This is a genomic window from Serratia grimesii NBRC 13537 (assembly GCF_001590905.1).
In the GTDB taxonomy this organism is placed as follows: domain Bacteria; phylum Pseudomonadota; class Gammaproteobacteria; order Enterobacterales; family Enterobacteriaceae; genus Serratia; species Serratia grimesii.
On record NZ_BCTT01000005.1, the window covers coordinates 332,568 to 352,171 of the forward strand.

Sequence of the window (19,604 nt, forward strand, 5' to 3'; positions counted from 1 at the left end):
CGACGGTAATCAGAGATGAATTCGATACGGCTGACCTTTATGGTCGTTGCTTTTTTTTCCGGGATTGCCGGGGCGCTGCAAATACCGACCCTAAGCCTGTTCCTCACCACGGAGGTGCGGGTTACGTCATTATGGGTTGGTTTTTTTTATGCGGTTAACGCTGGCGTCGGCATTATTGTCAGCTTTTTGCTGGCAAAAAAATCAGACCGCCAGCGTGACCGGCGCAATCTGATTTTAATCTGTTATTTATTGGCGGCAGGGAACTGTCTGTTATTTGCATTTAATCGCAATTATTTGACGTTAATAACAGCGGGCGTGCTGTTAACTGCCATCGCCAATACCGCCATTCCGCAATTATTTGCTCTTGCCCGTGAGTATGGAGAGCGGTCATCGCAAAACGTCGCGATGTTCAGCGCGATAATGCGAGCCCAACTTTCTCTTGCCTGGGTCTTTGGTCCGCCATTGGCTTTTATGCTGGTGGTGAATTATGGCTTCACAGCCATGTTTATTTTTGCCGCGGGGATATTTCTGTTAGTCACGTTGTTGGCGTGGTGGATATTGCCCGAGGTGGCTCGTATCACCATCAACAGCGACATCGCAATGCAGCAAAAAACGGTCTTTGATAAAGACGTTGGCTTGCTGTTTTTTGCCTCGGTATTGATGTGGACCTGCAGCGCCATGTATCTGATTGATGTCCCACTGTATATCAGCGCCGAACTGGGTTTGCCACAGAGCCTGACGGGGTGGGTTATGGGCGTCGCTGCGGCCATTGAAATCCCAATCATGATTTTGGCTGGGCGCTATGTGAACCGTGTTGGCAAGCGCCTGATGATGGCCGGTGCAATGGTGGCTGGCGTGTTGTTTTATGCTGGAATGCTGTGTTTTACCTCGGCCAGTGGACTATTGGCCTTGCAGGTATTTAACGCGATATTTATTGGCATTATCGCCACCGTCGGCATGCTGTATTTCCAGGATTTGATGCCGGAACGGGCCGGTATGGCGACGACGTTGTTCACCAACAGCATTTCAACCGGCGTGATCCTGGCCGGAATATTACAAGGGATTCTGACCGAATACGGGCCGCATTCCTCCGTTTATCTGTTAGCCGTGTTACTGCTTTTTATTGCTTTACCTGTCGGTTTTAAAGTCCGGGAAGTTTAGGTGGTTTCTGAGTGAGTCGTTTATTTTTAAACACAAACAAGGATACATGATGGCTATATTGGTGACGGGCGGCGCCGGTTATATCGGCTCGCATACTGTATTGGCACTGTTAGAAAGGGGGGAGAATGTTGTCGTATTGGACAATCTCTCTAACAGTTCGCCAGAGTCTTTATTTAGAGTGGAACGATTAACGGGTAGAAAAGTGATTTTCTATCAAGGAGATATTCAACAGCATCATCTGTTGGACCATATCTTCCGGCAGCATGATATTCATGCTGTTATTCATCTTGCAGGTTTGAAATCTGTCAGGGAATCTACCGAAGAACCGCTGAAATATTATCAAAATAATATCTCAGGCTCGCTGATCGTGTTGGACAGAATGCGCCATGCGGGCGTTAATCAGTTTATTTTTAGCTCTTCAGCCACTGTTTATGGACCTGCGGAATATACCCCATTGACGGAAAACTGTCGTGTCGGGCAGACCACGAATCCTTACGGTACTTCTAAGCTGATTGTTGAGCAGATCCTGGCGGAGTTCGCTTCCACTGCGCCGCAGATGGCGATTACCGCATTACGTTACTTTAATCCAGCTGGGGCGCATGAGTCAGGCTTGATCGGTGAGGATCCCGCCGGCATTCCCAATAATCTTCTGGCGTATCTGGCACAGGTGGCTATTGGCAAACTCGCGGTGTTGCCAGTGTATGGCAACGACTACCCTACCAGTGATGGTACTGGGGTACGTGATTATATTCATGTTATGGATCTGGCCGAGGGGCATTTGAAAGCGCTGGATAACCTGCAGCCAGGTTTTAACGTCTATAACCTGGGTACCGGAAAAGGTTACTCGGTACTGGAAATTATTCAGGCATTCGAACGCGCCTGTGGGTTCAAGATCGCCTATCAATTTAATCCCCGGCGTGCGGGTGATATAGCCGAGTGTTGGTCCGATCCGTCATTGGCGGCGGAAAAACTGGGTTGGCAAGCCAAGCGCAGCCTGGAAAAAATGGTGTGTGATGCGTGGTCTTGGCAGAGCAAAAATCCGCAGGGTTATGGTCCTCCGGCACCGCTGTCATCAATAAGGATGGTAGCCGATGGAGCTTAACAAAGGGCACTTGGGGATCCTGCAGGATGATCTGTTTCAGGCCGAGTATGAGGCGAGATTAAGCGAGCTGAAGTTTGAATTCGTGAAGTACCAGCGTCAGTCTACGCCAGCGATAAAGGCACGTTATCAACGCGGGGTGGCTCAACTGCGGGACTGGTTGTCTGCACGGGGTCACTTATTTGATGCCGTGCGCTGTTCTTCACTATTTTGCGTGCCGACGCGGCCTCTTGCCGCACAGGAACAATTGCTGCATCGCATTTGGCTGGGCGGTGCCATTCCTGACGATGCCAGAGAGGTTATTTCTCAGTGGGGAGATGCGCAGCAGGCAGTGAGTCGTGGTGAGGCTCATGACTGGGTCGGCATGTTATGGGTTTGGGACACACAGCAGCTGGCAAAGGATGCCTATTTCATTGCTTCTCCCGAGAGTCTGGGCGGCCAGTTGGGAGAGTACGATGCCGGTAACCATCGCCTACAGGTACATTCGTTGAGTGAACTGGCGCAAAGAAAAGTCGGTAATAGTCTGGGCTTTATTCATCAGCTTCATGATAAACGCTACTACGCCACACTTTCCGACTACTTCCGCTTTTTGATTTTGATCGAGATGGGCGGCGTGTATATGGATATCGACACGCTTCCCCACCGTTCGGCGACACTGTTTCTGATTAAGCCCGAGCTGCCGGATTTTCTTCAGTTTCGCCCCGGAGGTGAGGTTAATCACGTCAGTTGGTTGAATCTGTTTCTCGACGAAACTGGAATGATCATCAGTCGTAAAGGAGATATGTCGTCATGCAGGATGTTGGCGGGGCTTGATCAAATTTACGCGGGAGAACGCCGTGAGGTCCCGGAAAAGAATTCGGTTTATGAACGGAAACTGTTTGATCCCTTTTATCAGCTGTGGAGCCGCCACATTGAACGCACTTTCCTCAGTCATGATCGCTTTTGTCAGAATTATGGTGTCCATTATGACGCTGCCCCGCAGGCGGTGACCTGTGGTATTCGTGGTATGCGCCTGCTGGAAGATGTGATCACCAATGAGAGGCTACCGCTGTCGCAAGAAGAGGAGCAGAGCTACCGGCAATGCGTTAGCCGGTTGGAAAGGGTGGATTGGCAACTTGAGCAGCCGCTGGATTTGGCACGCTATGCGGAAATATTTACCGTCGATGAAGTACCTCGCATGGCTTATCCGGCGCAGATTCGGTCCGATATCGACCATTACCACTACTATTCGGTGCTTTCTCATGATCGCCGGCTTGATCGGGTAAACCAGCTTTTTGGTGAATATTTGATTGCCGATAACAGACGGCAGATAGCGGCAGGGAATTACTGGCGATCTACCGTGGGGGTGGGGGAGGCGATGCTGCCTGAACCGCAAGGATCGTTGCATTTCCTGGCGGGACGGCGGGTGGATGAAGCGGATAAGACCCGCATGGCAAAGCTGATTTTTAGCACCAGTTATCTGGAATACTGTTCTGTTGGCAATCGCGCCGGTCTGGATCTGGTGTCTTTGCAGCAGGCGCAAAATATTGAGCCTTACCTAGACCTGATTACTGTGGCTTATGATCGGCGCGGGGAATTTATCGGTTTTTTCAATGCGGCGACTGTCAGTGAACTGTATGGCATAGACGCGGATTACCTTTATCGCGATGAAATGAAACCGCTTGATGAGGCCTATGACAGCTTTGTGAAAAGTCACTGTGTTGCTGACGACTATTTTGTCTGTAGTTTGGCGATTGAGAGCCAATATCGTGGGCTGGGATATTTTAATCAAATGTTTGCCCTGATTAAGCTGCAAGCGGATCAGCGACAGGCGAAAAACATCGTGCTGTGCGTATGGCAACGCAGTGATGCCTGCCAAATTTATTTGAACAAGGGGTTTCGTGTTCGTGGTGTGTTCGACCAAGCCAAGGCGCTGTTTTTTGATCGGCTGTTATTTCTTGAATATGCATTGTAACGAGTTTACCCATCCGCGTGTCGGCGGGTGAGTTGACGTTGAAGTGAGTGTAAGTGGGAAGCGAGAAGTACCGTGGAGAAGTGCCGCTGCAATTGTTGTCATTTAGCTATTATCTTTCCCCGGGCCTGTCCGGGGATTTTTTTATCTATTCATCGCAGAGCTACAGGCATAAAAAAACCGCCGTTAAGGCGGTTCTCAATACCGTTTTAGGGCATTATTTTTTGTCGTGCAGAGTTTCGTCTTCGCGGCAGTCGCCAGTTTCACAGTGGCCGTACAGATACAGGCTGTGGTTGCTGAGCTTGATGCCGTGCTGCTTGGCGATATCACGCTGACGCACTTCGATAGATTCATCGCTGAATTCGATCACTTTGCCGCAGTCCAGGCAAATCAGGTGATCGTGGTGATGTTGCTGGGTCAGTTCGAACACGGACTTGCCGCCTTCGAAGTTGTGACGAGTCACAATGCCTGCATCATCAAATTGGTTCAGTACGCGGTAAACCGTAGCCAGGCCAATTTCTTCGCCCATATCTATCAGTTTTTTGTACAGATCTTCCGCACTGACGTGATGGCATTCCGGATTTTGCAGTACTTCCAGGATTTTGAGTCGCGGAAGCGTGACTTTTAAGCCGGCCTTCTTCAATGCGGTATTGTTGTCAGTCATGCGGATTCAGTCCTGTTACTATGCTAATCAAGTTGAGGCGTTCTCGCCTGTGGCATCGGTCGGCACAAAGTGTTAATTGCGTCTCATTATAGAACCGGTTGGCCTAAATAGAAACCGCCGGTTGTTAACAAAGATATAATTGCACTATTGCATGTTGCACACGCAACGTCTTGATGGATGGGATAAACCGATATCTCAGTCTACCTTGACGATGTGAGAAGTTACAAATGTGTATCTTCTATTGCAGTAATCCGTACTGCCGATGACGGCCCTGCCGGCAACACTATGCACTTTGCAGGGCTTTTGTTCAACCTTTGGCGTTACCCGACGATCTCGGCCAGGCTCAACTCTTCGACGATTTGTTTTACCCAACCTTCGACACGTTCATTGGTCAGCTCTGGCTGGCGATCTTCGTCAATGGCAAGGCCAATGAAATGGCTGTCACTTGCCAAACCTTTCGACGCTTCGAAGTGGTAACCTTTAGTCGGCCAGTGGCCTACAATGGCGGCGCCACGTGGTTCAATGATGTCGCGGATAGTACCCATCGCATCACAGAAATATTCTGCGTAGTCTTCTTGGTCGCCACAGCCAAACAGCGCAACCAACTTGCCGTTAAAGTCGATCTCTTCCAGCGTTGGGAAGAAGTCATCCCAGTCGCACTGGGCTTCACCGTAGTACCAAGTCGGGATACCGAGCAACAGGATATCGAAACCTTCCAGGTCTTCTTTGCTGCTTTTGGCGATGTCGTGCATTTCGCAAACATCATCGCCAAACTGTTGCTTAAGAATTTTCTGGATCATCTTGGCAATGTTTTCGGTATTGCCAGTGTCGCTGCCAAAGAAAATGCCTACATTAGCCATATCGCGTATAACCTTTAAATTCAATAAATTGCATTACACGATGTTAGCGCTGACTACGATAACACCGATTAAAATGATGCCATGGCAAGGGAAACCCTTACCGGTAATTGCGTATCATGCCAGAAATTTACCCCGGGGTTTTATCACGTTTATGCGATACCGGGTGGAATATACACTAGGTATAAAACGATGTTGATCGGGCGTCATCCTTAACGCCGCGCCGCATGTGCGGCTGCAATGATCAATGTTCTGGCTGGTCGTCTGCCAGTTGCGCCAACAGCATTTGCTCAATAAGTTCGCTGCGACTGATATTACGCTGTTCCGCCAATTTGTTCAGGGCGTCCACCGCATCCGCGTTGATCTTCAGTTCCACACGCCGTAAGCCACGGACTTTATCGCGTCGAAGCTGATTACGCTTATTGATTCTAAGCTGTTCATCTCGGGATAGCGGGTTGGTTTTCGGGCGCCCCGGACGGCGTTCATCTGCGAACAGATCCAGCGTCGTGCGATCCGTTTGTTCTTTTGCCATAGGTAGCGGTACTGCAAGGGAGTTTGCATCAAAAAGCGCGTAAACGCTTCTGGATGGTTCGGTTAACACACTTCGGGCCAATAAACCCTAACCCAAATTCACCCCCAGCTTGGCGCTATTAAACACGCTTAGCACGGCGGCAAAATTATAGCGCGCCATATTACCCCAGCAGATGGAGCGACGACAATGTTTAACTGAGCCGAAAACGCGCTAAGCCGTTATCTTTAGCGCGTTTTTTCACCAGATAGCCGTTTTAGGTTGGATTCCTGCTCTAACAAGGCGCCGTGCGACTCAGGCTTCGCCGAGAAAACGGTGTATGGCACGTAACACGGCTTCTGGTTTTTCCGCATGAACCCAGTGCCCAGTGCCTGCAACCACGTGCGCACGTGCCTGTGGGAACTGGCGGGCAATATCTGCGCGGTAGCTATCTTGGACATAAGGTGAAAGCCCACCACGAATGAACAGTGTCGGGTGTGGCCAGGCGGGCACTTCTTGCCAGCCGGTGATATTTTCATATTGATCGATCAGCGCCAGCAGGTTGAAGCGCCATTCGCCCTGATGGAATGACTTCAGCAAGAATTGGATCACACCTTCTTCATCCAGATAGCTGCGCATCAATTCCGCAGCTTGCTGGCGCTGAGTGATGCCAGCTGCGCTGACGGCTTGTAACGCGGCAAAAATTTCGTCGTGGCGGCGAACCTGATAATCCACCGGCGCCACGTCAATAATGATCAGTTTGTCCACTCGATCTGGTGCGATCGCCGTCAGTGCCATCGCCGCTTTACCGCCCATTGAATGGCCGATAACAATGACCTTCTCCAGGTGCAAATCATCCAGCAGTGCCAGCAGATCCTGGGCCATTTCCGAATAGGTCATTACCGCTGAACGTGGCGACAGGCCGTGGTTACGCAAGTCGACTTTAATCACGCTGTGCTGCTGGTTAAGGTCGCGCGCCAGCACGCCCAGATTGTCCAGATTGCCAAATAGCCCGTGGATCAGCATGACCGGCAGCGCTGCGGACTCAGTAGCCAGCAATTGATAATGTAATTTCATGGTGAAGTTCATACTGAGAGAGATTCAGATTAGGTTATCATGATTAAAACACACGATGAATATACCCGTTGCCGTGCTGCCGCTTGAAATCCATAGGGTATAACGCGGATTTTTCATGGTAAGGTGCGGGTTTGGCAACGCGGATGCTGGGCGGACTCTAGGTAATAGTCTGCTTTTGCCGTGTTGGGGCACATTGTTATGTTCGCTCCCGCGCTTTTAACCTTATAATCCCATGGCTTGAATGCAGGATCTGGCTTCAGGTTCTAAGTAGAAAAAAACAGTACTGGATAAAGATGAAAACTATTGAAGTCGACGAAGAGCTTTACCGCTATATTGCCAGCCACACGCAACATATTGGTGAGAGCGCGTCTGATATTTTGCGCCGTATGTTGAAATTTACCGCCGGTCAGCCGTTACGCGCTGCACCAGCTGCCAGCGCACAGAGCGCCGAGCAGGACAAAATTGTTGCTGCACCGCGCCCGCGCGATCGCGTGCGTGCCGTGCGCGAACTGCTGTTGTCGGATGAATATGCCGAGCAGAGCAAAGCGGTGAACCGTTTTATGCTGGTACTTTCCACCCTGTATACCCTCGATGCGGCGGGTTTTGCCACCGCAACTGAAGCGTTGCATGGCCGTACCCGTACTTATTTTGCAGGCGATCAACAAACCCTGTTGGCGAATGGAACGCACACCAAGCCGAAGCATGTTCCAGGCACGCCTTATTGGGTGATCACCAATACCAATACCGGTCGCAAACGCAGCATGGTGGAGCACATCATGCAGGCTATGCAGTTCCCGACGGAACTGACAGATAAAGTTTGCGGCACTATCTAATTTAGCGAACAGCCCGTCATGGTGGCCGTGAGCGACATATTGCCAGGCCGCTGGACAGGGATTAGGGAGATATGTCGATGGCGAATAACCCACGTGCCGGGCAGCCGGCTCAGCAAAGCGATTTGATCAACGTAGCCCAGCTGACGTCGCAGTACTACGTACTGCAACCGGAAGCGGGCAACGCCGCACATGCGGTGAAGTTCGGGACCTCAGGCCATCGTGGCAGCGCTCAACGCCACAGCTTCAATGAAGCCCATATTCTCGCTATCGCGCAGGCGATTGCCGAAGTACGCCATCAGCAAGGGGTTACCGGCCCATGCTACGTGGGTAAAGATACTCATGCGCTGTCAGAGCCGGCCTTCATTTCTGTATTGGAAGTGCTGACCGCCAACGGTGTGGATGTGATCGTGCAGGAAAATAACGGTTTTACACCGACGCCTGCGGTATCTCACGCTATCTTGTGTCACAACCGCAATGGCGGGGCATTGGCTGACGGTATTGTTATTACCCCATCCCATAATCCACCTGAAGACGGCGGCATCAAATATAACCCGACCAACGGCGGCCCGGCTGACACCAATCTGACCTCAGTGATTGAAAAGCGTGCCAATGAACTGCTGTCATTGCAGTTGAAAGGCGTGCAGCGTCAGTCACTGGATAAAGCCTGGAACAGCGGCCATGTGCACGCGCAGGATCTGGTGCAGCCGTATGTTGCAGGCTTGGTGGATGTGGTCGATATGCCTGCCATTCAACGTGCTGGTCTGAAGTTGGGTGTTGATCCTCTCGGAGGGTCAGGCATTGCCTATTGGCAACGTATTGCTGAGCACTACAAGCTGGATCTGACGCTGGTAAATGATTCTATCGATCAGACCTTCCGCTTTATGCATCTGGACCACGACGGTGTGATCCGCATGGACTGCTCGTCAGTTCCGGCGATGGGTGGCCTGCTTGCGCTGCGTGACAAGTTTGATCTGGCGTTTGCTAATGACCCGGACTATGACCGTCATGGCATTGTGACACCGGCGGGCCTGATGAACCCGAACCATTATCTGGCGGTATCTATCAACTATCTGTTCCAGCATCGTCCGCAGTGGGGCGCTGATGTGGCGGTGGGTAAGACGCTGGTTTCCAGCGCGATGATTGACCGTGTAGTGGCTGATTTAGGTCGCAAGCTGGTTGAAGTGCCAGTGGGCTTCAAATGGTTTGTTGATGGTCTGTTTGACGGTAGCCTGGGCTTTGGTGGCGAAGAGAGCGCTGGTGCATCGTTCCTGCGTTTCAACGGCACACCTTGGTCGACTGACAAAGACGGCATGATCATGTGTCTGTTGGCCGCTGAAATCACTGCGGTGACTGGCGAAAACCCACAGCATCACTACGATGATTTGGCCAAGCGCTTTGGTGCGCCGAGCTACAATCGCATCCAGGCACCCGCAACGTCAGCGCAAAAAGCCGCGTTGTCCAAACTGTCGCCGGACATGGTTAAGGCAGATACTCTGGCGGGTGATCCGATCACCGCCCGTCTGACCGCAGCACCGGGCAATGGTGCACCGATTGGCGGCCTGAAAGTGATGACTGATAATGGCTGGTTCGCGGCACGACCTTCCGGTACTGAAGAAGCCTACAAAATTTACTGTGAGAGCTTCCTGGGTGCTGAACATCGCGAAAAGATTGAGCATGAAGCTGTCGATATCGTGAGTGCGGTGCTGGCTTCCGCCAAGTAATTTCTCTTTTGTCTGATAAAAAGCGCTGTTTTTACAGCGCTTTTTTTATGCCTGCAATTTAGATATATCTTTTTTGCAAACGCCGCTTGCGCATTTAGATATATCGATCTAGATTAGATATATCGAAGTGAGTTAGATATATCTAAATCACCTCGTCAACGAACTATCTATTGAGAGGTATAACTATGTTTCACCGTTTAGATTTACACCGTCGTCATGGTTGTCACCATGACAGCGAAGAAGGGCACGATCATCGTCGTCGCGGCGGGCGTCATCACTTTGGTGGTGATCACGGCGAAGAACAAGGGCGTGGTGGGCGCGGCGGACGTGGTGGGCGCCACCGTATGTTTGAACATGGCGATCTGCGGTTGGTGCTGCTGGCGCTGGTGGCACGTAAACCAAGCCACGGTTATGAGCTTATCAAGGCGATTGATGAGGCATCCTCCGGTCTGTATGTGCCAAGCCCTGGCGTGATTTATCCAACGCTGACACTGCTGGAAGAGCAAGATTTTCTCGAGCCGATCACCAGCGGTAACGGTCGTAAAAGCTACCAAATTACCGAATTGGGCCAACGTGAACTGCAAAAGCACCAGGCCGCTGTCGACGTGATCCTGGCCCGCTTGGCCGGTGCTGGTCGCGGTCATCATCATCACGGTAATCTTGCTGAAGGTATCTCTGACGCTATGAACCGCCTGCGCAGTTTACTGCGGGGTAATGTGATGCGTGCCGATCTTTCACCGCAGCAGGTTGAACGCATTAATGCCGCATTACTGACCGCCGTAGCAGCGATTGAAAGCGAAATGAATATTGCCCCAACAGTACAGGAGAATGACTGATGCCAGGCCACCGTTTCCGCATCACCGTTGAGGCCCTGAGCGATCGCAAAGGCGAGCCTGTCGACAAAGCGCCACTGAGCTTTGAGGTGGAGAACCACGACGACATCCTTGGCATTGTCGAGCGCATCAAAGCGCGTGAAGATCTGAACTTTGGCGAGAACAACAGTGCGGCTTTTGCCGTTGGCCTAAAGTTGTTTTCTGAAGTGATGATCGAAAACCGCAAGCACCCGGTATTTGCACCGCTGCGCGAAGCGTTCAAAGAGTTTATGGTGGGGTTGAAGAAAGGCCCGCAACAATAGGGGCGCCACATGCTGCGCCCGTTTAATCGAATACTACGCCTATTAACTTCAAGGCATAAAGCGGTAACCGACGCCGGTTTCGGTCAGTAAATGTTTTGGCCGGGCCGGATCGGCTTCGAGTTTTTGTCGTAGATGGCCCATATAAATCCGCAAATAATGGCTATGTTCGACATAATTCGGCCCCCAGACGTGGCTCAGTAGCTGACGCTGGGTGATGACTTTACCGGAGTTCGCCAGCAGTTCGGCCAGCAGACGAAACTCAATCGGCGTTAGATGTAGATCTTCACCCTTGCGCAATACCCGACGGTTGATCAGATCGACGGTAATTTCGGAGAAGCTCACCAGCGGACTTTCCTGTAGGCTGCCGGAATGACGGCGTAAGGCAACCCGTACCCTAGCAAGCAGTTCACCGATACCAAAGGGTTTGCTGAGATAGTCGTCTGCTCCAGCGTCCAGCGCGGCAATTTTGTCTTCTTCGGCATTGCGCGCTGACAGCACAATCACCGGAATAGCGCTCCATTGCCGTAAATCGCGGATATAGTTAAGCCCGTCGCCGTCCGGCAACCCTAAATCAAGAATAATCAGATCCGGTTTGCGCGTACCGGCTTCAATCAACCCGCGTTGCAACGTTTCACTTTCAAACACCCGCAGACCTTCACTTTCGAGCGCGGTGCGGACGAAACGCCGGATCTCTTTCTCATCTTCGACAATCAGAATATTGGTTGGCGTATTGCTCACAAGACTCCCGGGGCTTGATTAAAGATCAAAGGCTTCATTGTCTATTTCCGGTGGTTTTTCCAGCGGTAGCACAAAGCGGAAACTGGCACCGCCGTTGGCACCGTTTTCTGCCCAGATACGGCCACCATGTACTTCAATAATGGCACGGCAAATCGCTAACCCCAAACCCACACCGGGGATCGCAGATTCTTTATTGCCACGGGAAAATTTATCAAAAATAAGCTGCTTTTTCCCTTCGGGAATTCCCGGGCCATTGTCCCAGACTTCGACTTCCAGCCATTCAGGCAGAGTATGGGCACGAATGCCGATAGTAGCATCGTAGCCGGCATATTTATTGGCATTTTCCAACAGGTTAGTGAAAACCCTCTCCAACAAACTGCCATCGCAGTTAACCAATATCTGCTCTGGTGGCAGCTCAACCTTGATCTGATGCTGAGTCATCAACGGTTCCAGCATATGCAGTGATGCGCCGACGATCTCTTCCAGTGACTGCCACTCTTTACGCAGGTTAAAGCCACCCGATTGAATACGTGCCATGTCCAGTAGGTTGTTCACCAGCCGTGTGGTGCTCAGCACCTGTTGGCGGATTTGACTCGCTTGTGGCGCATGATTGGAGCCTTCTGCCGCTAGGTCGAGCGTCAGAATTTCCGCCTGACCGAACAACACCGTCAGCGGGGTGCGTAAATCGTGAGACAGGGCCGCCAAGAGCGAGTTGCGCAGTTGCTCGCGTTCAGCATCCAGTTTGGCTTCCTCGGCACTGCGTGCCAAGTGTAAGCGTTCCAACGCACTGGCGATTAAGACTGCAAAGGTCTGGAGCAACCGCTGTTGTTCCGGCACCATCAGTTGGCGAAGGTTGCTGGGTTCGATGGCCAATAAGCCAAAGGTTTGTTTCGACGTGGCTAATGGCAGCAGCTGATAGGGGACTCCGGGCAGGGTGTCGGTACCGGCACCGGCAGGCATGCCCTTATCAAAGCTCCAGCGTGCGATAGCTTCATCCACCGATAACAACCCACCGGTTTCCCCGACCATTTGCTGCAACTTACCGTCCTCCTGTGGCAGCAACAGCACGGTTTTTGCCTGGAAGCTACTGGAGAGGAAATGGCGGCTGGTTTTGGCGATGTCTTCGGTTGTCAGTGCCTGGCTCAGCCCACGGGAGATCTCATACAGATGACGAGCACGTTGTTCACGATAACGTGCGACGCGGGCCTGATAACGAACGCCGGCAGTCAGGTTGCCGATGGTAATGCCAACAATCAACATGACGGCAAAGGTCAGCAGATATTGCATATCACTGACGGCAAACGACCATTCGGGCTGGACGAAAAACAGGTCAAAGCTGGCGACGTTGATCACTGCCGCCAGCACGGAGGGCCAGCGGCCAAAGAACAGCGCGACAATGGCAACACCAAGTAAGTAGACCATCACCAAGTTGGCTTGGTCGAAGCCCGGCAGCAGCCACTGGGACAGCAGGGTGATCAGGGCGCAGAGTGCGACGGCCACCGCGCAACCGCGCAACTGAATTCGCCACTTTTCGGTAAAGTTACGATTATCATGCTCTTTACCTGGCGGCGGAAAACTGTCGTTTTCCAGTGCGACAATCACCAAGTCGAGATCAGGGCCGAGCCGACCGAGGCGGTCGGCAAAGCTGCCGCGCAGTTTCCAGCGTTGCTCACTACGACGACCAATAATGATTTTGCCCAGGTTGTGCTCACGGGCATAACGCAGCACTGCTCGTTCTTCATAAGGCTCGGACAACGTTGCGGTTTCGGCACCCAATTCCTGTGCCAGCCGCAGCGCTCGCAGTATTGCCCGACGTTGATTCTCCGGCAAGCGGTGCAGCTTTGGTGTTTCCACATATACCGCGTGCCAGTGGCAACCCAGTCTGGCTGCCAGGCGGGCGGCGATACGCACCAGCTTTTCGTTGCCGCTATTATGGCCGACGCACAGCAGAATGCTGTCGCGGGTATGCCAGACGCGTTCTCGGCCTTGGGTATCGCGGAAGGCACGCATCTGATCATCAACCCGATCGGCAGTGCGGCGTAACGCCAGTTCACGCAGGGCAATCAAGTTGCCTTTGCGGAAAAAGTGCTCGATAGCACGTTCGGCTTGACCGGGGATATACACCTTGCCTTCATTCAGGCGCTGACGCAGATCGTCCGGCGGCAGGTCAACCAGCACCACCTCGGTGGCTTCGTCGAAGACATGGTCGGGCACTGTTTCGCGTACTCGCACCCCGGTTACGCCGCCCACCACGTCGTTTAGGCTTTCCAGATGTTGTACGTTGACCGTGGTCAGTACGTCGATGCCTGCATCCAGCAGTTCTTCCACGTCCTGCCAGCGTTTCGGGTGGCGTGAGCCATGGGCATTGCTGTGCGCCAGTTCGTCCATCAGGACCAGCGCCGGGTGGCGAGCGAGTGCGGCATCAAGATCAAACTCCTGCACCACCCTGCCGCGATACTGAATGCGCTTTTGTGGTAACACATCTAACCCATTCAGCAGGGCAGCGGTTTCGCTGCGACCGTGGGTCTCCACCACACCCACCAGCACGTCCAGTCCCTGGCCACGCAGCCGCTGCGCCTCCTGCAACATGGCGTAGGTTTTGCCCACCCCGGCGCAGGCGCCGAAGAACACCTTCAGGCGGCCACGGGGTTTTTCATTGGCCAGCGCCAGCAGGCTGTCAGGGTCGGGGCGCTGTTGTTCCTCATCCACCATTGGAGTTCCTTTTGCAGCAACGTAAAGCGGGTCCGGCATGCCGGACCCAATACTTACCCTTTAACACTTAGGGCATTATTTCAATGCGTCGAGTGCCAGATTTAATTTCAGCACGTTAACTACCGACTCGCCCATAAAATTGGGGATCGCCTGATCGGTGCTTTCATCAATCAGTTTGGCGATTTGTTCCGGTGCTAATTGACGTGCCGCAGCAACTCGGGCCAATTGGTATTGCGCCGCCGCAAGCGAAATTTGTGGATCCAGGCCACTGCCAGATGCAGTCAGCAGATCGACCGGGATCGGGCCTTTCATCGCTGGGTTGGCTTGGCGCAATTGCGCTGCACGTTCAGCGATGGCTTTATCCAGCGCCGGGTTGGTGGCAGCCAAGTTGCTGCCGGCAGACGCCATGGCATTATAGGCTGAATCACCGGTGGCAGAAGGGCGTCCCCAGAAATACTCCGGTTTAGTGAAGTTTTGGCCAATTAACGCCGAGCCGATCACGTTGTCCCCCTGATGCAGTAGCGAGCCGTTGGCTGTGCGGGAAAACAGTAACTGCGACAGTCCGGTCGTCAACAACGGGTAGGCGATACCAGTAATCAACGTCAGCAGGATCAGCATAACCAGCGAAGGACGTAAGTAAGACATAGTTATTTCCTCTCAATTATTAACCGGCAATGTGCAAAGCAACCAGGACCAGATCGATCAACTTGATGCCGACAAACGGGACTAACAGACCACCGACACCGTAGATCCATAAGTTGCGACGCAGCAGTGCGGCAGCACTCATTGGCTTGTAGCTCACCCCTTTCAGCGCCAGTGGGATCAAGAACACAATCACCAATGCGTTGAAAATAACCGCCGACATAATGGCGGAGGCAGGGGAGTGCAGATGCATCACGTTTAGCGCGTTCAACTGTGGATAGGTTGCCGCGAACGCCGCCGGAATAATGGCAAAATACTTGGCCACGTCATTGGCGATACTGAACGTCGTCAGTGAGCCACGTGTCATCAGCATTTGTTTACCGATATGCACCACTTCAATCAGCTTGGTCGGGTTGGAATCCAGATCAACCATGTTGCCCGCTTCTTTGGCGGCCTGGGTTCCCGAGTTCATCGCTACCGCGACATCGGCCTGTGCCAGTGCTGGGGCGTCGTTGGTACCGTCGCCAGTCATCGCGACCAGGCGTCCTTCCGCCTGATATTGGCGAATCAACGCCAGCTTGGCTTCCGGAGTTGCTTCCGATAGGAAGTCATCCACCCCGGCTTCGGCGGCGATAGCTGCCGCGGTCAGTGGGTTATCACCGGTGATCATTACCGTTTTGATGCCCATTTTGCGCAGTTCGGCGAAGCGCTCTTTGATACCGCCCTTGACGATATCTTTCAGTGCGACCACCCCCAGCACACGTGGGCCTTCGGCCACCACCAACGGCGTGCCGCCGGTGCGTGCCACGCTGGCGACCAAATCGTCCACCGCTTGCGGGAAGTGGCCCTGATTAGACTCTACGTGGCGGCGAATGGCATCCACCGCGCCTTTACGGATCATGCGGTCCTGCACGTTGACGCCGCTCATGCGCGTCTGTGCGGAGAAGGGCACAAAGGTGGCATTCAATGCCTGTAGATCACGTTCGCGCAGGTTGAAGCGTTGCTTGGCCAGTACCACAATGCTGCGGCCTTCCGGCGTTTCATCGGCCAATGAAGACAGCTGTGCGGCATCGGCCAGTTCCTGTTCTTTTACCCCAGGTGCCGGCAGGAACTCGGAAGCTTGGCGGTTACCCAGCGTGATGGTGCCGGTTTTATCCAGCAGCAACACATCCACGTCACCGGCGGCTTCTACCGCCCGGCCACTGGTGGCGATGACGTTGGCACCCAGCATACGGCTCATGCCTGCCACGCCGATGGCAGACAGCAGACCACCAATAGTCGTAGGGATCAGACAGACCAGCAGTGCCACCAGTACGGTGATGGTGACGACAGAACCCCCGTTGGCGGCTTCCACGCTGTATTGCGAGAACGGGAACAGGGTGGCTGTCGCCAGCACGAACACAATGGTCAGCGCGACCAACAGAATAGTCAGTGCCACTTCGTTCGGAGTTTTACGGCGTTTGGCGCCTTCCACCATGGCAATCATTCGATCAAGGAAGGTTTCGCCTGGGTTGACGCTGCACTGCACCACCAGCCAGTCGGACAGAACACGGGTACCGCCGGTCACCGAGGAGAAGTCGCCGCCGGATTCACGTATAACCGGGGCAGACTCACCGGTAATGGCGCTTTCATCGACCGATGCGCCGCCTTCGAGCACTTCCCCGTCGCACGGAATGGTGTCACCGGCCTCTACCAGGACGATGTCACCTTTTCGCAGACTCTCGGCGGAAATTTTCTCGGTAGCTCCATCACGGCGCGGCCCGGCCAATTTTTTCGCCCAACTGGTTTTCTTGGTGCCCCTCAGGCTCTCCGCCTGGGCCTTGCTGCGCCCCTCGGCCAGCGCTTCGGCAACGTTAGCGAACAGTACGGTGAACCACAGCCACAGAGCAATGCTACCGGTAAAGGCCGCATTACCCTCCGTCTGTTTGGCGAGGAGCGCTAACCAGATCACCGTGGTCAGGATGCTGCCGATATACACCACGAACATCACTGGGTTACGCCATTGGGTGCGCGGATCCAATTTTTTCAGCGCATCGATCAGCGCGGTACGGACCAATGCCGGTTCAAACAGCGCGCGTTGTTTGCGAGTCATCTTTATTCTCTCTTCCTATTTCATTCCCTATGGATTTCGAGCTGCAGCTAGGCGACCAGCTCTCTCATCCCCAGGCGCTTACTTAAGTAAGTAACTGGGGTGAGCGACAAATCTGTCGGGAACAGATTTGAACGCTGCTTGCAGCGGCCCCGAAGGGGCAAGGCCCACGGATGGGTCTTGTAAAGCAGGTAACAACGCTGCGGCTCGAAAGGCGACGGGAATGCGTCGGTTATTTGGTCAGCCAAAGTTGCAAATGCTCAGCCACCGGTCCCAGCGCCAGTGCCGGTACGAAGGTCAATGCGCCCACCAGCAGTACGGTGCCGATCAACAGGCCGATAAACAGCGGCCCATAGGTTGGCAGGGTGCCGTTACCCGCCGGCTGCCGTTTCTTGACACACAGCGAACCGGCAATTGCCAGCACCGGCAGGATCACCCCGAAGCGGCCGACGAACATGGCAAAGGCCAACAGCAGGTTGTAGAACGGCGTGTTGACGCTCAGCCCGGCAAAGGCGCTACCGTTGTTGTTGGCTGCGGACGACACGGCATACAGCACTTCGCTAAAACCGTGTGCACCTGGATTCAGGATACCGGCGCGTCCTGCGTCGGTAGCGATGGCCAGTGCCGTACCCAATAGCACCAGCGTCGGTGTCACCAGAATCGCCAGCGCGGTCATTTTCATGTCATAGACATCAATTTTTTTGCCCAGGTATTCGGGTGTGCGGCCAATCATCAAACCGGCAATAAATACGGTCAGCAGGACGAACAACAACATGCCGTACAGACCAGAACCGACGCCGCCGAACACCACTTCACCAATTTGCATCAGCCACATGGGCACCATGCCACCCAGCGCAGTGAAGGAGTCATGCATGGCATTGACAGCACCGCAGGAGGCCGCAGTAGTCACCACCGAAAACAGGCTGGTGGCGAGAATGCCAAAGCGTGATTCCTTGCCTTCCATGTTGATGTTGCTATTGCTGCCCAACTCGCTCAAATGCGGGTTACCCGCCAGTTCGGCAAACATGACCACAACGACCGCGACCACAAAGATCAGCGCCATTGCCCAGATCAACGCGTGGCCCTGACGGTTCTCCCCAGCCACACGGCCAAAAGCGAAACACAGCGCGCACGGGATCAAGAAGATCGCCAGCATCTGCACAAAGTTGGTCAGCACCGTTGGGTTTTCGAACGGATGCGCTGAGTTAGCGCCAAAGAAGCCGCCGCCATTGGTACCGAGCATCTTGATCGCTTCCTGTGAGGCTACCGGTCCCATTGGCAGCGTCTGCTGCGCACCTTCCAGCGTGCTGATATGCACGTAAGGCAAGAAGTTTTGCAGTGTGCCTTGGCTGACGAAGAACAAGGCAATCAGCAGTGAAATGGGCAGTAATACGTATAGCGTCACGCGGAATATGTCGATCCAGGCATTACCGATGGTGGCACTGGAACGGCGAGTGAAGGCGCGGATTAAGGCAAATGCCACCGCGATACCGGTCGCGGCTGACAGGAAGTTCTGTACTGCCAATCCCGCCATCTGACTGAAATAGCTGAGTGTGCTTTCACCGCTGTAGGCCTGCCAGTTGGTGTTGGTGACAAAGCTAACGGCAGTATTGAACGCCAGATCCCAGGACAGGCCGGGGAAGCCCTGCGGGTTAAGTGGCAGTGAACCTTGTGTCATCAACAGCACGAACAGCAAAGCCAGACCGAGCAGGTTAAACCACATGATCGCCAGCGCGTACTGCCACCATTTCATCTCAGCGGTAGTATTGCCACAGCAGCGCCAAACGGCAGCTTCTAACTGACGCATTGCTGGCAGCGGTTCACCTTCGATCAACCGTGCCAGAAAACCGCCCAATGGACGTGCTAGCAGCAGAAGCACCAGTAGGAAGCTGGCAATCAATAAAAAGGCTGAAGCCGCCATCAGAAATCCTCCGCATTGAACAGGGCATAAACCAGATAGCCCAACAGCAGCAGGACCAACAGCGCACCACCAATAACGCTGATACTCACAGGACACCTCCAGAGGTGTAGTTTTTGATAAGGCGAGTGTAGGGAGGGCGGTAGAAAGAAGATGAAAAAATAGCGTGGGCCGGTGTAAAAAAAGTATAAAAATGGCTGAAATTACAGCGAAAAATGGCTTTTTGACGGTGTTTTTTTGAGCGGGGGCGCTCTTGAGCCAGCATGCCGTACTCACAATAAGCTGTTTGGCGTAAATAGGCTGTGAATATCCACAATGTAACCAATGGTTAGTTAATTATTAACCTTGGTGTAACAAAATTACGTAATGATGTATTTAATTGCGATTTTTTGACCTATTTAGTGGTCGGATGAGTAGTAAACTTTCATCAATTGCGCTAAAATTTTGTCCAGTTACCAAATGGTCTCATTTTAATTGTTTACGCCAGTGCTGTTTCCAA

At 53.1% G+C, this 19,604-nt stretch carries 17 protein-coding genes; 7 read left to right on the plus strand and 10 right to left on the minus strand.

The genetic code is table 11. The annotated features are described in order from the left end of the window. Positions 1-15 precede the first annotated feature (15 nt). The 3 genes from SGR01S_RS06375 to SGR01S_RS06385 are packed head-to-tail and all read left to right on the plus strand — an operon-like array spanning position 16 to position 4,214. The gene (locus SGR01S_RS06375) at positions 16-1,161 is read left to right on the plus strand and encodes an MFS transporter (protein ID WP_061806878.1); all 1,146 of its coding nucleotides are present in this window, start codon (positions 16-18) and stop codon (positions 1,159-1,161) included. Positions 1,162-1,210: 49 nt separating this feature from the next. After that, entirely contained in the window at positions 1,211-2,263 is a 1,053-nt protein-coding gene (galE, locus tag SGR01S_RS06380) for a UDP-glucose 4-epimerase GalE (RefSeq protein WP_061806879.1), read from the plus strand. After that, on the plus strand, positions 2,253-4,214 hold the full coding sequence (locus tag SGR01S_RS06385; protein ID WP_061806880.1) for a TcdA/TcdB catalytic glycosyltransferase domain-containing protein: 1,962 nt from the start codon (positions 2,253-2,255) through the stop codon (positions 4,212-4,214). The genes galE and SGR01S_RS06385 overlap by 11 nt, the downstream gene beginning before the upstream one ends. A 214-nt stretch (positions 4,215-4,428) precedes the next feature. On the opposite strand, the gene fur is transcribed toward SGR01S_RS06385, so the two are convergent. From fur to ybfF, 4 genes are all read right to left on the minus strand, one after another. Continuing rightward, on the minus strand, positions 4,429-4,875 hold the full coding sequence (gene fur / locus SGR01S_RS06390) for a ferric iron uptake transcriptional regulator (protein WP_037418079.1): 447 nt from the start codon (positions 4,873-4,875) through the stop codon (positions 4,429-4,431). Between the two features lie 320 nt (positions 4,876-5,195). After that, positions 5,196-5,735, minus strand: a complete 540-nt coding sequence (gene fldA / locus SGR01S_RS06395) for a flavodoxin FldA (protein WP_037418081.1) — start codon at positions 5,733-5,735, stop codon at positions 5,196-5,198. 241 nt (positions 5,736-5,976) lie between these two features. Then, positions 5,977-6,264: a LexA regulated protein gene (gene ybfE / locus SGR01S_RS06400; protein ID WP_012005675.1), complete on the minus strand. Its 288-nt coding sequence runs from the start codon at positions 6,262-6,264 to the stop codon at positions 5,977-5,979. Between the two features lie 291 nt (positions 6,265-6,555). After that, positions 6,556-7,329 (minus strand): esterase, encoded by a 774-nt coding sequence (gene ybfF, locus SGR01S_RS06405; RefSeq protein ID WP_082797607.1) that lies wholly within the window; start codon positions 7,327-7,329, stop codon positions 6,556-6,558. Between the two features lie 281 nt (positions 7,330-7,610). Between ybfF and seqA the strand changes: the two genes are divergently transcribed. The 4 genes from seqA to SGR01S_RS06425 all read left to right on the plus strand — a co-directional run bounded on the left by seqA (position 7,611) and on the right by SGR01S_RS06425 (position 11,006). Continuing rightward, a complete protein-coding gene (gene seqA / locus SGR01S_RS06410) occupies positions 7,611-8,150 on the plus strand; it encodes a replication initiation negative regulator SeqA (RefSeq protein ID WP_037418084.1) in 540 nt (179 codons plus the stop codon). A 77-nt stretch (positions 8,151-8,227) separates the two neighbouring features. Then, on the plus strand, positions 8,228-9,871 hold the full coding sequence (pgm, locus tag SGR01S_RS06415) for a phosphoglucomutase (alpha-D-glucose-1,6-bisphosphate-dependent) (RefSeq protein WP_061806882.1): 1,644 nt from the start codon (positions 8,228-8,230) through the stop codon (positions 9,869-9,871). A 185-nt stretch (positions 9,872-10,056) separates the two neighbouring features. After that, the gene (locus SGR01S_RS06420) at positions 10,057-10,707 is read left to right on the plus strand and encodes a PadR family transcriptional regulator (protein WP_037418091.1); all 651 of its coding nucleotides are present in this window, start codon (positions 10,057-10,059) and stop codon (positions 10,705-10,707) included. Then, the gene (locus SGR01S_RS06425; protein ID WP_037418095.1) at positions 10,707-11,006 is read left to right on the plus strand and encodes a DUF3861 domain-containing protein; all 300 of its coding nucleotides are present in this window, start codon (positions 10,707-10,709) and stop codon (positions 11,004-11,006) included. Before SGR01S_RS06420 ends, SGR01S_RS06425 begins: the two co-directional genes overlap by 1 nt. Positions 11,007-11,054: 48 nt before the next feature. Here the strand turns inward: SGR01S_RS06425 and kdpE are convergent, their stop codons facing one another. From kdpE to SGR01S_RS06455, 6 genes are all read right to left on the minus strand, one after another. Next, on the minus strand, positions 11,055-11,744 hold the full coding sequence (gene kdpE / locus SGR01S_RS06430) for a two-component system response regulator KdpE (protein WP_037418096.1): 690 nt from the start codon (positions 11,742-11,744) through the stop codon (positions 11,055-11,057). Positions 11,745-11,762: 18 nt separating this feature from the next. After that, on the minus strand, positions 11,763-14,456 hold the full coding sequence (gene kdpD / locus SGR01S_RS06435; RefSeq protein WP_037418099.1) for a two-component system sensor histidine kinase KdpD: 2,694 nt from the start codon (positions 14,454-14,456) through the stop codon (positions 11,763-11,765). A gap of 75 nt (positions 14,457-14,531) precedes the next feature. Continuing rightward, positions 14,532-15,101 carry a potassium-transporting ATPase subunit KdpC gene (gene kdpC / locus SGR01S_RS06440; RefSeq protein WP_061806883.1) on the minus strand — a complete coding sequence of 190 codons (570 nt, stop codon included), beginning with the start codon at positions 15,099-15,101 and terminating at the stop codon, positions 14,532-14,534. Positions 15,102-15,120: 19 nt separating this feature from the next. After that, entirely contained in the window at positions 15,121-17,190 is a 2,070-nt protein-coding gene (gene kdpB / locus SGR01S_RS06445; RefSeq protein WP_061806884.1) for a potassium-transporting ATPase subunit KdpB, read from the minus strand. Between the two features lie 229 nt (positions 17,191-17,419). Then, positions 17,420-19,108 carry a potassium-transporting ATPase subunit KdpA gene (gene kdpA, locus SGR01S_RS06450; protein ID WP_061806885.1) on the minus strand — a complete coding sequence of 563 codons (1,689 nt, stop codon included), beginning with the start codon at positions 19,106-19,108 and terminating at the stop codon, positions 17,420-17,422. Beyond that, positions 19,108-19,197: a K(+)-transporting ATPase subunit F gene (locus SGR01S_RS06455; protein WP_004949718.1), complete on the minus strand. Its 90-nt coding sequence runs from the start codon at positions 19,195-19,197 to the stop codon at positions 19,108-19,110. Before SGR01S_RS06455 ends, kdpA begins: the two co-directional genes overlap by 1 nt. Positions 19,198-19,604: the final 407 nt, after the last annotated feature.

Excerpts from the sequence above, each read along its gene's own strand:
- fldA (WP_037418081.1), bottom strand. The coding sequence starts at position 5,735 with ATGGCTAATGTAGGCATTTTCTTTGGCAGCGACACTGGCAATACCGAA.
- kdpA (WP_061806885.1), bottom strand. The coding sequence starts at position 19,108 with ATGGCGGCTTCAGCCTTTTTATTGATTGCCAGCTTCCTACTGGTGCTT.
- SGR01S_RS06385 (WP_061806880.1), top strand. The coding sequence starts at position 2,253 with ATGGAGCTTAACAAAGGGCACTTGGGGATCCTGCAGGATGATCTGTTT.
- galE (WP_061806879.1), top strand. The coding sequence starts at position 1,211 with ATGGCTATATTGGTGACGGGCGGCGCCGGTTATATCGGCTCGCATACT.
- SGR01S_RS06420 (WP_037418091.1), top strand. The coding sequence starts at position 10,057 with ATGTTTCACCGTTTAGATTTACACCGTCGTCATGGTTGTCACCATGAC.
- seqA (WP_037418084.1), top strand. The coding sequence starts at position 7,611 with ATGAAAACTATTGAAGTCGACGAAGAGCTTTACCGCTATATTGCCAGC.
- kdpD (WP_037418099.1), bottom strand. The coding sequence starts at position 14,456 with ATGGTGGATGAGGAACAACAGCGCCCCGACCCTGACAGCCTGCTGGCG.
- ybfE (WP_012005675.1), bottom strand. The coding sequence starts at position 6,264 with ATGGCAAAAGAACAAACGGATCGCACGACGCTGGATCTGTTCGCAGAT.
- pgm (WP_061806882.1), top strand. The coding sequence starts at position 8,228 with ATGGCGAATAACCCACGTGCCGGGCAGCCGGCTCAGCAAAGCGATTTG.
- kdpB (WP_061806884.1), bottom strand. The coding sequence starts at position 17,190 with ATGACTCGCAAACAACGCGCGCTGTTTGAACCGGCATTGGTCCGTACC.
- SGR01S_RS06425 (WP_037418095.1), top strand. The coding sequence starts at position 10,707 with ATGCCAGGCCACCGTTTCCGCATCACCGTTGAGGCCCTGAGCGATCGC.
- SGR01S_RS06375 (WP_061806878.1), top strand. The coding sequence starts at position 16 with ATGAATTCGATACGGCTGACCTTTATGGTCGTTGCTTTTTTTTCCGGG.
- fur (WP_037418079.1), bottom strand. The coding sequence starts at position 4,875 with ATGACTGACAACAATACCGCATTGAAGAAGGCCGGCTTAAAAGTCACG.
- kdpC (WP_061806883.1), bottom strand. The coding sequence starts at position 15,101 with ATGTCTTACTTACGTCCTTCGCTGGTTATGCTGATCCTGCTGACGTTG.
- ybfF (WP_082797607.1), bottom strand. The coding sequence starts at position 7,329 with ATGAACTTCACCATGAAATTACATTATCAATTGCTGGCTACTGAGTCC.